Here is a 13,205-nt window from a genome sequence, read left to right as displayed (position 1 = left end):
TTCCGCAAGGAGCTCCGCTCGTCGGGCCTCCGGGCGGGCCGGCCGCTCAGGACCCCGCGGGGGAGCCCCGCCGGCGCCCCGCCCGCCGGGCGACCGGCCGCCGGACGGTCGTCGGCTCGTCCCCGAGGCCCAGCACGTCGGCCAGCGCCGGCCACAGGGCGTCGCCGTCGGCGCCGTGGAGCGAGGGCACCCGGCGCGGGCGCCAGTGGCGGCGCGGCTCGGCCAGCGGCGGCACCGTGCCGTGGGCGAGGATCTGCTCGGTGGGGCTCAGCGAGCGCAGCGCCACGGCCCGCACCCGCCCGGGGTGCTCCTGCGCGAACTCCTCGTAGAGCTCGGGGTCGTGCTGGCCGTCGTCGCCGACGAGCACCCAGCGGATGGTCGGGAGCTCGCGGGCGAGCCCGGCCATCGTGCGGCGCTTGTGGTCCGTGCCCGAGCGCACCCACTCGGTGCGGGTGGGCCCCCAGTCGGTGAGCAGGAGCGCGCCGGGCGGGAAGCCGTGCCGGGTCATGAACCGCTCGAGGAAGCGGATCGAGGACCACGGGCCGGTCGAGACGTAGAAGATCGGCGCGCCCGGGTGCTCGGCCAGCATCCGTTGGTACAGGCGCGCCATGCCCGGCACCGCCCGCCGGTTGCCCTCGAGCTGGAAGAAGCTGTTCCAGATGGCGAGGAGCAGGCGGGGCATCCACGTGCTGATGATCGTGTCGTCGATGTCGGAGATGACGCCGAAGTCCTCGTCGGGGTCGATGATCCGCACGGGCATCTCGGCCCCCGAGCCGTTGCCGGCGGCCAGGTGCATCGTGTGCCAGCCGGGGGCGAGCTCGGAGTCGACCATCGTGTCGACGTAGCCGCGGCGGTCGGTGCGCAGGGTCCGTGTGCGGCCGGCGACCGTCAGCCGCACCGGACGGTGCGGGGCCGGGAGCTCGAGGAAGTTGCGCCAGCCGCGGCGGTGCAGCCATGCCGCGGCGTGCGCCGGCAGCAGCTTCTCGTCGTCGGGGCGCAGGACGAGCCGCCCCAGCACGCGCACGCGCCCCGGGGTGCCGTAGCCGATGAAGGGGACGGGCCGCTCGCGCCAGCCGCGCCGCCCCAGCACGGCGCCGATGCGACGCGTCACGAAGTCGTTGGCGTGAACGCCGATCACCGATCCGTGCCTCATGACCCCACCCTAACGGGCGCCCCGGGGCCTCGCGGGCCACGACCGTCCCGCCCGGGAGGCGGCCCGCCTCCGGGACCCCGGTGAGGCTGGTGGAGGCGCCCGCGGCCGGGCGGGGCGGACACGCCGGTCCCCGCCCGGCGGGCCCCGGGGTGGCACGATGGGGGCGTGATGAACACGAGCCCCTCCGCCCTTCCGCAGGCCCTGCGCGACCGCGTCGACGAGTGCGGCTTCTTCCCCGAGCTCGTCGAGGACTCGGTGTCCACGGCCCTCGGGGACGAGACGGTCGTCGACTTCCTCGTCCAGCACGAGGCCACGGTCGGGCCCGAGGGCATCATCCGCCATCTCACGGTCCTCGTCCTCACGCCCGGGCGCCTCATCGTGAGCCACACCGACGAGGAGACCGACGCCCGCGGCGCGGACACCGCCGTCACGACGAGCGAGTCGGTTCCGCTGTGGCTGCTCGGCGTCATCACGGTGAGCCGCGTCCTGTCCCACCCCGAGCGGTACGGCAGCGCCGAGGCGTCCGTCGTCGAGACCTGGCTGACCCTCACCTGGGACGCCGTGCGGCGCCTGCAGATCGTCCCGGCCCACTGCGGCGACCCGTCGTGCACGGCCGACCACGGCTTCGACGGCGAGGCGGTCGGCGAGGACATCACGATCCGCATGAGCCCGGCCGCGGACGGCGCCGAGAACGTGCAGCGCCTCGTCGAGTTCGCCGGCGCCCTCCAGCGCCTGGCCCACGGGCCGGTCCCGCGGTGAGCGCCGACCCGGCGGCCCCCGACTACGGCAGCGGCACGCTCGCCGAGCTGCTCCCGGCGGTCGCCCACCGCCTCGGGGCGCCCGACGCCCCGCCCGGCGCCCTGGACGTGCCGCCCGCCCGCGCCTACGTGCTCGTGCTCGTCGACGGACTGGGCTGGAACCAACTGCTCGCCAACCTTCCCGCGCTCGGCCGCATCCCCCGGCTGCTCGCCGACGCCCGCCCGCTCAGCGCGCCCGTGCCGGCCACCACCGCCTGCTCGCTCACGACGCTCGGCACCGGTCGCCCGCCCGGCGTGCACGGCATCGTCGGCTACTCCTTCCGCCCCTCGAGGGCGGGCGACCTCCTGCGCCCCCTCGACTGGGGGCCGCTGGACCCCGACCCCGAGCTGCTGCAACCGGTGCCCACCTGGTTCGAGCGCCTGGAGCGGGCCGGCGTCGCCGTCACCACCGTCTCGCGCAGCCGGTTCCGCCGCAGCGGCCTCACGCGCGCGGCGCTGCGCGGCGGGTCCTTCCGCGGCTTCGGCCGGGACGCCCCCATGGCGGCCCGGCTCGAGACGATCCTCGCCGCCGTCGCCGCCGGGCCCGCGCTCGCCTACGTCTACGAGAGCGAGCTCGACCACACCGGTCACGGCAGGGGCGTCGGCTCGGGGCAGTGGCTCGACCGGCTGGTCCGCGTCGACGCCGGGCTCGAGGTCCTGCGGCGGGCGCTGCCCGCCGACGTCTGCCTGCTCGTCACCGGCGACCACGGCATGGTCGACGTCCCGGCCCGGCACCGGGTCGTCATCGAGGACGTCCCGGGCCTGGCCGAAGGGCTCGAACTCATCGGCGGCGAGGGCCGGCTGCGCTATCTCTACACGCGCGAACCGCACGCCGTCGCGGCCCGCTGGGCGCGGATCATGGGCGAACGCGCCTGGGTCCGCACCCGCGAGGAGGCCGTCGAGGCCGGCTGGTTCGGCCCGGAGCTCGCACCCGGGGTCGCCGAACGGCTGGGCGACGTCCTCGTCGCCGCCCGTGGGGACTGGGCCGTCATGACCCGCACGAGGGAGCGCGAGTTCGCGCTCGTCGGCCAGCACGGCTCGCCGGAGCCCGACGAGATGCTCGTCCCTCTGCTCGTCGACGAGGGACTGGACCGGGTGGAACCCCGGCCCCGTCGTCCGGCTCCTCCAGACGGTCGGCCGACCGGCCCGTCGGCGTCCCGGCTCAGCGCAGGGGGGCGCCGGAGTCGTCGGGGCCCTTCGGGCCGCCGAACATGATCTCGTCCCAGCTGGGGACGGAGGCGCGGTGGCCCCTGCGCTTGCGCGGAGGCCTCTTCTCCGGCGCCGCCTCCGGCAGCGGGTCCTGTTCGGGCTCTTCGGGGCCCTGCCCGGCCGGGTGCTCCCTCTTCGCGGTCCGTCCCCTCCCGGGGCGGTCCCTGCCGGCCCGCTCCGGCCCGCCGGCCCCGGCGGGCGCCTCCTCGGCGCCCCGGGCGCCGAGGTCCCGGTCGGCCCCGGCGGAGCGGTCGTCGGGCCCGTCCACGTCGCGCCCGTCCTCGCCGGCGCGCCCGTCCTCCGCACCGCCCACCGCGATCGGCTGGTTGAGGCCGGCGTAGACGTGGACGGAGTCCTCGTCGAAGCCCGAGAGCATGTCGTAGAGCACGTCCATGTCGGAGGTCGGATTGGGCACGAGCTCGTAGACGCCGTCGATCTTGGTCAGCCCGGTGTGCTCGAGCTCGTCCTCGGCGTCCTCCAAGCCGCTCGACTCGGCGGCCCCGTAGACCTCGGCGAGCGCGGCGCCGCCGCCGACGATTGGCTGCTGGCCCGGCTGGACGGCCCGCACGAGCGCCATCTCGTCATTGAGGTCGACGGTGGGCTCGGCGTCCGGGTCGGCCCTGCGGATCGGGGTGCGCGGCCTCGGGGGCTCCTCGCCGAGGAGCCAGCGAGCGTCGTCGTTCGCCGCCACCGCGAACCGTCCGCGGGGGTCGAAGTCGAAGCGCGCCTGCTTGACGGTCGAGCCGATCCGGTAGCTGGCCTGCACGGTCCAGTGCCGATCGGCGCGGTCCTCCTCGCGCCAGGCGTCCCAGTCGACGGAGTCGGCGTCGATGCCCTCGGAGCCCAGGCGCGCGCGGGCGGCCTCGCCCAGCGGGGCCGGCCCGCGGCCGTTGCCGCGCCGGCACTGCGCCGCCTGCGCCATCTCGGCCATGTGCTCGCGCTCGGCCAGGACGGGGGCCGCGTAGCCCTCGATGCCGTCGACCGGCACCCCGGCCGCCCGCGCGACGTCGTCGGGGGACTCGCCGGCGCGGATGCGGGACTGGATCTCCCGTGGCGTCAAGGCACTGTCCATCTGGCATCTCCCCGCATCCTGCCCGGATGCCCGGGCCTGTAGATCGGTCATGGGATCACGCGACCGGACGCATGACAGGGGCAAATCTACCGCGTCGGCACGCCGCCCGGTCGCCGCGGCATGCCCTGTGGCCGGGATCGGCCCCGGGCGCCGCCCCCGCCCCGGATGCGGCGCCCGGACCGCTTCTCGGCACGGTGCTCGTTCTGCGAGTTCTTTGGGTATGATGCCCACGATTTACCGGTCTGGAGGTCCTCTCAGCAGGCGCCGGTACGAAGCCCACCCACTGGTTCGGAAGGTCATCATGGCGACTGATTACGATGCACCCCGCAAAACTGATGAGGAGTCACGCGAGGATTCGATCGAGGAGCTCAAGAACCGTCGCAACGACAAGAACTCCGGCAAGGTCGACGAGGACGAGGCGGAGGCCGCCGAGTCATTCGAGCTGCCCGGCGCCGATCTGTCCCACGAGGAGCTGACCGTGCGCGTCCTGCCGCGCCAGTCCGACGAGTTCACCTGCGCGAGCTGCTTCCTCGTGAAGTCGCGCAGCCAGCTCGCCGAGGAGCGCAACGGCAAGCCCTACTGCGTCGACTGCGTCTGAGTCGAGCCGGCCGGCCCCACGATCCGGCACGGCACGAGGGCCCGCACCGTCACGGTGCGGGCCCTCGTGCGTGTCCGTGCCGGATCATGGGGCGGGGACGTCAGTGACGCAGGCCGATGGGGAACCGGCGCCTGGCGGCCAGGTCGGGGATCTCCCCGGTGAGCCGGGCGACCCTGGCCGCCGTGAAGCGCTCCACGACGAGCTGGAGGACCGCCATGCCGACGCCGCTGGCGATGATCCACCCCGCTGCCTTGGCCAGCGGGACCTCCGGATCGCTCGGGTCCGGCGGCTTCTCGCCGGTGATCGTCTTCCACGAGGCGTTGAGAAGTTTCTGGCCTGCGAAGACGCCGACCGTGCCGAGGACCCCGGCGAGCACCTTGAACTGGGTGTTTGTGGTGCGAGATGCCATCCTGCCTCCCTCCGATGCCGGTCCGCGGGCGCGGCCGGCGGCCCCTCCATCCTAGGGGTCGTCGGTGTCGGCCCGCCGGACCCCGCTGCCGGGCCGGCGGCGTCCGACCCGTGCCCCGCGAGGACGACCGCCGGTGCCCGGTCGGGCCGATGGCGTCCGGGCACGGCCGGACCCGTGTTCCGCGTCGGTCCCGGGTGCTCCGCGCCGATTCAGGGACGACGGGGCCGGACGGTCCGGCCGGGGTGTTCGTGCGCGGCGTTAGGCTGGGGCACGGCATGGCACCGGGCCTGTCGCAATGTGAAGCTCAGCAGATGCAGATGATGGTGGGAAGCCTGAATGTTCGGACGCAAGAAGCGCAGGGCGGCTGACGAGGACGAGCTCGACGAGCTCGTCGGGCGGGACGGGTCCGACGACGACCCCGCTGCCGACCCCGATGACACCGAGGACGAGGACTCCGGCGACGACGCCGAGTCCGAGGACGAGCTCGATGAGTGGCGGCGGCTCGACGCCTCGCGCGACTGGCGCGAGGAGGGTCCCTTCGACCTGTCCGAGGTCGACCTGGACGCCGACGACGTCGAGCGCATGGACTTCGACGCGCTCATCCTGACCCCCTTCGACGGCATGCAGCTCCAGCTCCAGGTCAACCAGCAGACCCAGCAGCTGCAGGCGCTCCTGGTGGTCTCGGGCCAGTCCGTCATGGAGCTGTCGCTGTTCGCCGCGCCGGCGGGGCGCGACATGCGCGCCGACGTGCGCGACGAGATGATCGCCAACGCCCGGAAGGCCGGCGGCAAGGCCACCCTGACCGAGGGGCCGTTCGGCACCGAGGTGCGCCGCGTCGTCCCGATCACCACCCAGCAGGGTCAGCACGGCTACCACGTCTCGCGCACCTGGTTCGCCCAGGGCCCCCGCTGGCTGCTGCGCGGCGTCCTCATGGGCGAGGCCGGCCTGGCCGAGGGCCTCAAGGGCTCCACCGAGCTGCTCTACGAGCTCTTCGCCAACACGGTCGTCCGCCGCGGCGACAGGCCGAAGGTGCCCGGCGAGCTCATCCCCATGACGATGCCGCCGGAGGTCGCGAACCGGGCCTCCGGGGCGTCCGCCGGGACGCGGTGACCATGGCCGGCGGCCTCCTGTCCCGGCTGCTCGGTCGGGGCCGCGGGCCCGAGGAGGGGCCCGCCGACGAGGGGGCCGGCCGCGGGCCGGTCGCCATCGCCGACGCCCCCACCCGCCGGCGTCTCACGGTGCAGGGGCAGGTGGCGATCCTCACCGTCACCCCCGCGGCCGAGCACCGCTGGCTCGAGGCCGAGCTCACCGACGGCACGGGCGCGCTCACGCTCATCTGGATGGGCCGCCACCGGATCGCCGGCGTGACGCCCGGGCGGTCCCTGCGCGTCACCGGCCTCATCAGCGAGCGCGGGGGCCGTCGCGTCATGTTCAACCCCGGTTACGAGCTGCTTCCCTGAGCCGCCGGCCAGGATCCGTCTTCACGGCCGCGGGGCCTCCTTCCGGGCCCCGCCGCGCCGGCTCCTGGGTCGCGCCTGCCCGCGCGTCCCCGTCCGGTCGTCGCGCGCCGGCGACGCCCTGTCAGGCCAGGCAGGCCGACAGCTCCCGCTCGTGGTCCTCGCTGATCGTGAAGAGCAGCTCGTCGCCCTCCTCGACCGCCGCGTCGGGCAGCGGGGGCTGCGCCCGTCCGTCGCGGATGATCGCCACGAGCACCCCGTCGCCGGGCAGGCTCAGCTCGCGCACCCGTCGTCCGATGGCCGGCGACTCGGCGGGCAGGGTCAGCTCGACGAGGTTCGCGGAGCTCTTGGTGAAGGTCATGAGGCGCACGACCGCGCCGACGGAGACGGCCTCCTCGACGAGGGCCGACATGATGCGCGGCGTCGACACGGCCACGTCGACGCCCCACTGCTCGGTGAACATCCACTCGTTCTTCGGGTGGTTGACGCGCGCGACGGTGCGGGGCACGCCGAACTCCGTCTTGGCGAGCAGCGTGTGGACGAGGTTGGCCTTGTCGTCGCCGGTGGCGGCGATGGCCACGTCGCAGGTCTCGAGGTCGGCCTCGGCGAGCGAGTCCATCTCGCAGGCGTCGGCGAGCAGCCACTCGGCCTCCGGGACGGTGTCGGAGCGGATGGCGTGGGGGTCCTTCTCGATGAGGAGCACCTCGTGCCCGTTCGCGATGAGCTCGCGGGCGATGGACCGGCCGACATTGCCGGCGCCGACGATGGAGACGCGCATGGTTCCTCTCCTCAGGCCTGCTCGGGGGCGTTCGACAGGGTCTCGAAGACCGAGCCGATGCGTTCGGACGCGACGGCGACGTAGAGCACGTCGCCCTCCTGGACCAGCACGTCGCGGGTCGGCACCATGCCGGTGCCCAGGCGGGTGAGGAAGGGCACCCGCAGGTGGAGCCGGTGCTCGATGCCCTTGACCGGGGTGCCGGCCCACTCGGGCGAGAAGGGCACCTGGTAGAGGGCCGTCGTGCCGGACGGGTCGCGCCACACGGGGGTGGCCGTGTCGTCGAGGAGCCGGTTCATCACCTGACCGGCGGACCAGCGGACGGTGGCGACGGTGGGGATGCCGAGCTTCTCGTAGACCTCGGCGCGGCCCTGGTCGTAGATGCGGGCGACGACGTTCTGCACGCCGAACTCCTCGCGCACGACGCGCGCCGCGAGGATGTTGGAGTTGTCGCCGCTCGCCACGGCGGCGAAGCCGTCGGTGGTGCGGATGCCGGCCTTGAGGAGCACGTCGCGGTCGAAGCCGACGCCCTTGTAGGTGTGGCCGCTGAACTCGGAGCCGAGCCGGCGGAAGGAGTCGGCGCTCTGGTCGATCACGGAGACGGCGTGGCCGCGTCTCTCCAGGCCGCGGGCCAGTGTCGAACCGACCCGGCCGCAACCCATGATGATGATGTGCACGTCGACCTCCGCCCCACGACTGCGCCCCGGGCCGCCCGGTGCGGACGCCCGGCGGCAGCACGCTGACAAGATTAGCCGCATCATGAAGCCTCCGGCCCGGTGCGGGGTTAGGCTGGCTGGCCGTGAGTGTCACAGATCGTGTGAAGCGCGTCCTCGTCGGACGCAAGCTCGCGAGCACCCAGCTCGGCGACACGCTCCTGCCCAAGCGCATCGCGCTGCCGATCTTCGCGTCCGACGCCCTGAGCTCGGTCGCCTACGCTCCCGACGAGGTGCTGCTGACCCTCTCGCTGGCGGGCATGTCCGGCTTCGTGCTCTCCATCCCGATCGGCATCGCCGTGGGCGTCGTCCTCCTCGTCGTCGTGGCGAGCTACCGCCAGACCGTGCACGCCTACCCCTCGGGCGGCGGCGACTACGAGGTCGTCACGAGGAACCTCGGGCCCGACGCCGGCCTCGTCGTGGCGAGCGCGCTGCTCGTCGACTACGTGCTCACCGTCGCCGTGTCGGTCAGCTCCGGGGTGCAGAACGCCGAGGCGATGCTGCCGTGGATGGCGGGCCACGAGGGCGTCGTCGCGGCCGTCGTCATCGTCGCGCTCATGTCGGTGAACCTGCGCGGCATCCGCGACTCGGGCGGCATCTTCGCGGTGCCCACCTATCTGTTCATGGCCGGCGTGGGCGCCATGATCGTCTGGGGCCTCGTCCGGATCCTCGTCCTCGGCCAGAGCGTCCGCGCCGAGACCGCCGACTGGACCGTCGTGGGCACCGGGCGCTACGAGCCGCTCGTCGGCCTCGGCGCCCTCGCCCTGCTGGCCCGCGCCTTCTCGTCGGGCTGCGCCGCCCTCACCGGCGTCGAGGCCATCAGCAACGGGGTGCCGAACTTCCGCGCCCCGAAGTCGCGCAACGCGGCCGCGACGCTGCTCCTGCTCGGCACGATCGCCGTCTCGATGCTCCTGGGCATCCTCGTGATGGCCCGCCTGACGGGCGCCCGGAGGATCGACCCTGCGGCGGGCAGTCACTTCGTGACCCCCGACGGCACCCAGGTGCACGGCGCGACGACGACGATCATGGGCCAGCTGGCGCGCGCCGTCTTCTACCCGGGCTTCGGCGTCGGCTTCTACTTCCTCGTGACGATGACCGTCGTCATCCTCTTCCTCGCCGCCAACACCGCCTTCAACGGCTTCCCGACACTGGGCTCGATCCTCTCCCGCGACGGCTGGCTGCCCCGCCAGCTGCACCAGCGCGGCGACCGGCTGGCCTACTCCAACGGCATCATGACGCTCGCTGTCGGGGCCGTCGTGCTCGTCCTCGTCTTCAACGCCTCGGTCACGATGCTCATCCAGATGTACGTCGTCGGCGTGTTCATCTCGTTCACGCTCAGCCAGATCTCGATGATCATCCACTGGAACCGCCACCTGGGCGCCGAGTCCGATCCGGCGGCGCGCCGCCGCATGCGGCGCAGCCGCGTCGTCAACGCCGTCGGCGCCGGCCTCACCGGCGTCGTGCTCGTCATCGTGCTGGCCTCCAAGTTCCTCCACGGCGCCTGGATGGCGCTGCTGGCCATGGCCGTCGTCTACGTCCTCATGCACGCCATCAGCCGCCACTACCGGACGGTGCGCGAGGAGGTCGACGACATCGACGAGTCCGACCTGGCCCTGCCCAGCAGGGTGCACGCCGTCGTCATGGTCAACGCGGTCAACAAGCCGACGGTCAAGGCGATCCAGTTCGCCAAGGCCACCCACCCGAGCCGGCTCGAGGCGCTCACGGTGGCCGTCGACCCCGTCGAGACGGCCCGCTTCACCGAGGCCTGGGAGGACGAGGACCTGGGCGTCCCGCTGAAGATCGTCGCCTCGCCGTACCGTCAGATCACCGGGCCCTTCGTCGGCTACGTGCGCCGGATCGTCAGCGACAACCCGCGCGACATCGTCTGCGTCTACATCCCCGAGTTCGTCGTGGGCCACTGGTGGGAGCAGCTGCTGCACAACCAGACGGCCCTCGTGATCCGCACCCGGCTCCACTTCATGCCCGGCGTCATGGTCACCTCGGTGCCCTACCAGATCCGCTCGGGGCGGCAGCTGGCCGCCCGTCGGCGGCAGGCGCGCCTCGAACGCGAGGCGGCCCGGGCGCGGGCCCTGCAGGGGGCCCGCTCGTGAGCGGGCCCGTCATCGGGCCGCTCGTGCTCGGCCCGCCCGCCCACGGCGGCCACGTCGTGGCGCGCCACGAGGGCCGGGTCGTCTTCGTGCGAGGGGGCCTGCCCGGCGAGAGCGTCCTCGTCGAGCTCACCGACACCCGCCACGATCGCTTCTGGAGGGGCCGCGTCGCGCGGGTGCTCGAGGCCTCGCCCGAGCGCGTCGACCTCGACCTGCCGCCGGCCGCCTGCACCGGGGCCGACCTCGCCTTCGCCTCCCTGGACGCCCAGCGGCGCATGAAGGGGCTCGTCGTCGCCGAGCAGCTCGCCCGCCTGGGCGGCGTCGAGGAGCCTGCGCGCCTGGGCGGGCTCGACGGCGGCCCCGGGGGAGCCGGGCCCGGTGACGGCGCCGGGCCGGCGGTGCCGGTCGAGGCGGTGCCCGGCGACGACGACGGCTGGGGCTGGCGCACCCGCATGCGCTATCTGCACGTCGACGGACGCGTCGGCATGCGGGGCTTCCACTCCGACGAGCTCGTCGAGGCGCCGGCCGGGACCGGCTTCCTGCTCGCCGATCCGCGCGGGCCCCGGCCGCACGAACTCGCCCGGTACGCCGACCGGGCCGGGCGCGAGATCGTCGTGACCGTCGCCGACTCCGGGGTGACGGTCATGAGCGGCGGGCGCCTCGTGGACGGCGAGGCGGTCGTCACCCAGCGGGTGCGCGGACTCGACCTGCGGGTCCGCGCCGACGGCTTCTGGCAGGTGCACCCCGGCGCCGCCGACGCCCTGGCCGGCGCGGTCCTGGACGCCCTGGAGGTGCGGCCGGGTGAGCGGGCCCTGGACCTGTACTGCGGCGCCGGCCTGTTCGCCGGCGTCCTCGACCGGGCCGGCGCCCGGGTCACCGGCGTGGAGTCGGACGGCCCGGCGGTCCGCCTGGCCCGGACCAACGTGCCGCGGGCCCGGTTCATCGCCTCCCGCGTCGAGCGGGCCCTCGGCCGACTGCCCGACGCCGATGTCGTCGTCCTCGATCCGCCGCGCACCGGCGTCGACCGGCGGGTCGTCGAGGCCGTGACCGGGCTCGGCGCCCGGGCCGTCGTCTACGTCGCCTGCGACCCGGCCTCCCTGGGCCGCGACGTGGGCCGCTTCGCAGCCCGGGGCTGGCGGCTGGCCGGCCTGCGGGCCCTCGACATCTTCCCGATGACCCACCACGTCGAGACGGTCGCCCTCCTGAGGAGAGGCCTCCGGTCCCACGGCCGATGAGGACGGACGGCCCCGGCCCTCCGGAGGCAGGACGGGCCCGCGGTCGGACGCCGGGGGAGGCGGGCGGGGCCCGTGTCACGATGGACCCGCACGATGACTCGCAGCGGCGTGGATGCGAGGGGCCGGGGTCTCCTCCACGAAGGAGAAGGCGGACAAGGCCCTCGCCGTGCCGAGGAGGATGAGCGACTGCGGCGCCGACGTGAACGCCGGGGACCCGTACCTCATCCTCACGGGCGCGGGGTCGTCGGCAGGCTTCTTCGATCTGTCGGACGGCGGTCTCTTCGGGGCTGGCCCTCGACCGGCGCGCCCCCATTGCGCCTGGGGCAGGTGGGATCCACGGAGGACACGGTCCTGTTTCTTGTCTGCCGCGGGCCGGTGTTTCCCGTTGAGTCCTGCGGAACAAGCCTCATCATCTCTCGTACGAGGTCCTGTCGGCTGAGACGGGCCCGTGAACTCGGCTCACCACAGTCGAGTGTGCGGGTCGGAGCAGGGTTGACAGGGACGAAACAGTCAGTTATACTGATGATCAGCAACGCTGAGTATTCAGCACTGGGAGGAGGTCTCCGGTGTGAGAATCGATGACTACTACGGCTTTCTGGCCGCCAAGGCGCTTCAGCAGCTGAACGCGATGTTTGATGCCCTGCTCCAAGAGGAGAACGTCAACGGCAGGCTGTTCGGGACCCTGGTGATCGTCAGCGACAACCCGGGTGTCACGCAGAGGGCGGCCGGAGATCTTCAAAAGGTGGACCGGACCACGATCGGGAAGTTCGTTGATGAACTCTGCGAGGGTGGCTATGTTGAGCGGAGGAGGAGCCAGAAGGACAGAAGATCGTACGCTCTTTTCCTGACTTCAAGGGGGGAGGAGGCGCTGGGGCGCTTCCGAGGGGCGTGCCAGCAGGTCGAGGATCAGTTCTTCGCTTCTTTTTCACGAGATGAAAGAGATGTGTACGTCAGGTTGACGAAGAAATTGGTGAAGGAGAACATGGGATGAACAGACTGGAGTACTTCGAGGCGCGCTGTGAGGCGACACTGTCGCCCATGGAGTATGCAGCGGCGTCGGACCGGGATCCGGATGCGTTTTTTCTGGTTGATGTCAGAAACGCTCCTGCCGAGAAGATGAGGGTGAAGGCGGCGGGCGCTCACCTCATCCCTCTGAATACGTTGACGGAAAGATTGTCCGAGGTTCCGAAGGACAGGACGATCGTGCTGTGCTGCTGGGACGTGTGGTGCAACATGGCAAGTCGTGCCGCAGTCATCCTTCTGCGGAACGGATACGACGCCAAGGAACTGATCGGCGGCATTGCTGCATGGGAGGGCCTGGGGCTCCCGGTCGAGAGTCTTGTCTGATGCTCGCCATGGGGCGCGGATGAAAAAGAATGTCAACTATGGCTGACATGAAACGAAACCGTATTTTTCGTGGATTTCCTGTGCTGTTCCGGATATGATTGAGGCATGCAGGTTGAGGTCACCCCGGAAGAAACAGCCGTCCTGATCAGATGGAAGAAGCGGCCCGACAATCATGTGCTGGTGCAGATGAAAGCAGAAGCAATCCTGTACGCCTCCCGTGGCGTCGACGTGGGCATCATCGCTGAAATGGTCGAGCGCACGGAGCGGACCGTGCAGGAATGGCTGGCCGACTGGCAGGCCACCAGGATGTGCTCGGTCCTGACCGGCCATGC

Annotated in this window: 15 protein-coding genes; 10 read left to right on the top strand and 5 right to left on the bottom strand. The window is 72.5% G+C overall.

All coding sequences use genetic code 11. The features are described 5' to 3' along the window. Positions 1–46: 46 nt before the first annotated feature. Positions 47–1,153 (bottom strand): App1 family protein, encoded by a 1,107-nt coding sequence (locus K336_RS15150; protein WP_081660663.1) that lies wholly within the window; start codon positions 1,151–1,153, stop codon positions 47–49. Between the two features lie 168 nt (positions 1,154–1,321). Here K336_RS15150 and K336_RS15145 point away from each other — a divergent pair, with 168 nt between their 5' ends. Together K336_RS15145 and K336_RS15140 are read left to right on the top strand one after the other, a co-directional pair. Next, complete coding sequence (locus K336_RS15145) at positions 1,322–1,912, top strand: DUF5998 family protein (RefSeq protein ID WP_043121800.1); 591 nt, start codon at positions 1,322–1,324, stop codon at positions 1,910–1,912. Further along, positions 1,909–3,165 carry an alkaline phosphatase family protein gene (locus K336_RS15140; protein ID WP_081660662.1) on the top strand — a complete coding sequence of 419 codons (1,257 nt, stop codon included), beginning with the start codon at positions 1,909–1,911 and terminating at the stop codon, positions 3,163–3,165. Before K336_RS15145 ends, K336_RS15140 begins: the two co-directional genes overlap by 4 nt. Here the strand turns inward: K336_RS15140 and sepH are convergent. After that, positions 3,113–4,282, bottom strand: coding sequence for a septation protein SepH (gene sepH / locus K336_RS16970; RefSeq protein ID WP_081660661.1), 1,170 nt, complete (start codon positions 4,280–4,282; stop codon positions 3,113–3,115). The two genes, K336_RS15140 and sepH, sit on opposite strands and share 53 nt — an antisense overlap. Before the next feature lie 250 nt (positions 4,283–4,532). Here sepH and K336_RS0107035 point away from each other — a divergent pair, with 250 nt between their 5' ends. Then, entirely contained in the window at positions 4,533–4,829 is a 297-nt protein-coding gene (locus tag K336_RS0107035; protein ID WP_021796073.1) for a DUF4193 domain-containing protein, read from the top strand. A 100-nt stretch (positions 4,830–4,929) separates the two neighbouring features. On the opposite strand, the gene K336_RS0107030 is transcribed toward K336_RS0107035, so the two are convergent. Beyond that, positions 4,930–5,238 carry a DUF4235 domain-containing protein gene (locus K336_RS0107030; protein WP_021796072.1) on the bottom strand — a complete coding sequence of 103 codons (309 nt, stop codon included), beginning with the start codon at positions 5,236–5,238 and terminating at the stop codon, positions 4,930–4,932. 336 nt (positions 5,239–5,574) lie between these two features. Here K336_RS0107030 and K336_RS0107025 point away from each other — a divergent pair, with 336 nt between their 5' ends. Together K336_RS0107025 and K336_RS15130 are read left to right on the top strand one after the other, a co-directional pair. Next, on the top strand, positions 5,575–6,348 hold the full coding sequence (locus K336_RS0107025) for a DUF3710 domain-containing protein (RefSeq protein WP_028706639.1): 774 nt from the start codon (positions 5,575–5,577) through the stop codon (positions 6,346–6,348). Positions 6,349–6,350: 2 nt separating this feature from the next. Then, positions 6,351–6,698 (top strand): OB-fold nucleic acid binding domain-containing protein, encoded by a 348-nt coding sequence (locus K336_RS15130; RefSeq protein WP_051245493.1) that lies wholly within the window; start codon positions 6,351–6,353, stop codon positions 6,696–6,698. A 121-nt stretch (positions 6,699–6,819) separates the two neighbouring features. Here the strand turns inward: K336_RS15130 and K336_RS0107015 are convergent, their stop codons facing one another. Together K336_RS0107015 and K336_RS15125 are read right to left on the bottom strand one after the other, a co-directional pair. After that, positions 6,820–7,473: a potassium channel family protein gene (locus K336_RS0107015; protein ID WP_021796077.1), complete on the bottom strand. Its 654-nt coding sequence runs from the start codon at positions 7,471–7,473 to the stop codon at positions 6,820–6,822. A gap of 11 nt (positions 7,474–7,484) precedes the next feature. Beyond that, positions 7,485–8,132 carry a potassium channel family protein gene (locus K336_RS15125; RefSeq protein WP_226906102.1) on the bottom strand — a complete coding sequence of 216 codons (648 nt, stop codon included), beginning with the start codon at positions 8,130–8,132 and terminating at the stop codon, positions 7,485–7,487. Positions 8,133–8,269: 137 nt separating this feature from the next. Here K336_RS15125 and K336_RS0107005 point away from each other — a divergent pair, with 137 nt between their 5' ends. From K336_RS0107005 to K336_RS0106980, 5 genes are all read left to right on the top strand, one after another. Continuing rightward, entirely contained in the window at positions 8,270–10,294 is a 2,025-nt protein-coding gene (locus K336_RS0107005) for an APC family permease (protein ID WP_028706638.1), read from the top strand. Continuing rightward, on the top strand, positions 10,291–11,526 hold the full coding sequence (locus K336_RS0107000) for a class I SAM-dependent RNA methyltransferase (protein WP_028706637.1): 1,236 nt from the start codon (positions 10,291–10,293) through the stop codon (positions 11,524–11,526). Before K336_RS0107005 ends, K336_RS0107000 begins: the two co-directional genes overlap by 4 nt. 568 nt (positions 11,527–12,094) lie before the next feature. After that, positions 12,095–12,517 (top strand): MarR family winged helix-turn-helix transcriptional regulator, encoded by a 423-nt coding sequence (locus tag K336_RS15120; RefSeq protein ID WP_051245492.1) that lies wholly within the window; start codon positions 12,095–12,097, stop codon positions 12,515–12,517. Beyond that, positions 12,514–12,873, top strand: coding sequence for a rhodanese-like domain-containing protein (locus tag K336_RS0106985; RefSeq protein WP_028706636.1), 360 nt, complete (start codon positions 12,514–12,516; stop codon positions 12,871–12,873). Before K336_RS15120 ends, K336_RS0106985 begins: the two co-directional genes overlap by 4 nt. Before the next feature lie 105 nt (positions 12,874–12,978). After that, positions 12,979–13,205, top strand: a 227-nt coding sequence (locus K336_RS0106980) for a helix-turn-helix domain-containing protein (protein ID WP_028706635.1), incomplete at its 3' end; no start/stop codon positions are given.

Origin of the sequence: Propionibacterium acidifaciens DSM 21887 (assembly GCF_000426605.1) — a bacterium.
Classification (GTDB): domain Bacteria; phylum Actinomycetota; class Actinomycetes; order Propionibacteriales; family Propionibacteriaceae; genus Propionibacterium; species Propionibacterium acidifaciens.
Note: the sequence above shows the minus strand (reverse complement) of the source record. Positions and strands in the feature narration are given on the sequence as shown.

What these genes read in the sequence shown, in the direction of transcription:
- K336_RS15150 (WP_081660663.1), bottom strand. Translation starts at nt 1,153, where the DNA reads ATGAGGCACGGATCGGTGATCGGCGTTCACGCCAACGACTTCGTGACG.
- K336_RS15145 (WP_043121800.1), top strand. Translation starts at nt 1,322, where the DNA reads ATGAACACGAGCCCCTCCGCCCTTCCGCAGGCCCTGCGCGACCGCGTC.
- sepH (WP_081660661.1), bottom strand. Translation starts at nt 4,282, where the DNA reads ATGACCGATCTACAGGCCCGGGCATCCGGGCAGGATGCGGGGAGATGC.
- K336_RS0107035 (WP_021796073.1), top strand. Translation starts at nt 4,533, where the DNA reads ATGGCGACTGATTACGATGCACCCCGCAAAACTGATGAGGAGTCACGC.
- K336_RS0107030 (WP_021796072.1), bottom strand. Translation starts at nt 5,238, where the DNA reads ATGGCATCTCGCACCACAAACACCCAGTTCAAGGTGCTCGCCGGGGTC.
- K336_RS0107025 (WP_028706639.1), top strand. Translation starts at nt 5,575, where the DNA reads ATGTTCGGACGCAAGAAGCGCAGGGCGGCTGACGAGGACGAGCTCGAC.
- K336_RS15130 (WP_051245493.1), top strand. Translation starts at nt 6,351, where the DNA reads ATGGCCGGCGGCCTCCTGTCCCGGCTGCTCGGTCGGGGCCGCGGGCCC.
- K336_RS0107015 (WP_021796077.1), bottom strand. Translation starts at nt 7,473, where the DNA reads ATGCGCGTCTCCATCGTCGGCGCCGGCAATGTCGGCCGGTCCATCGCC.
- K336_RS15125 (WP_226906102.1), bottom strand. Translation starts at nt 8,132, where the DNA reads ATGGGTTGCGGCCGGGTCGGTTCGACACTGGCCCGCGGCCTGGAGAGA.
- K336_RS0106985 (WP_028706636.1), top strand. Translation starts at nt 12,514, where the DNA reads ATGAACAGACTGGAGTACTTCGAGGCGCGCTGTGAGGCGACACTGTCG.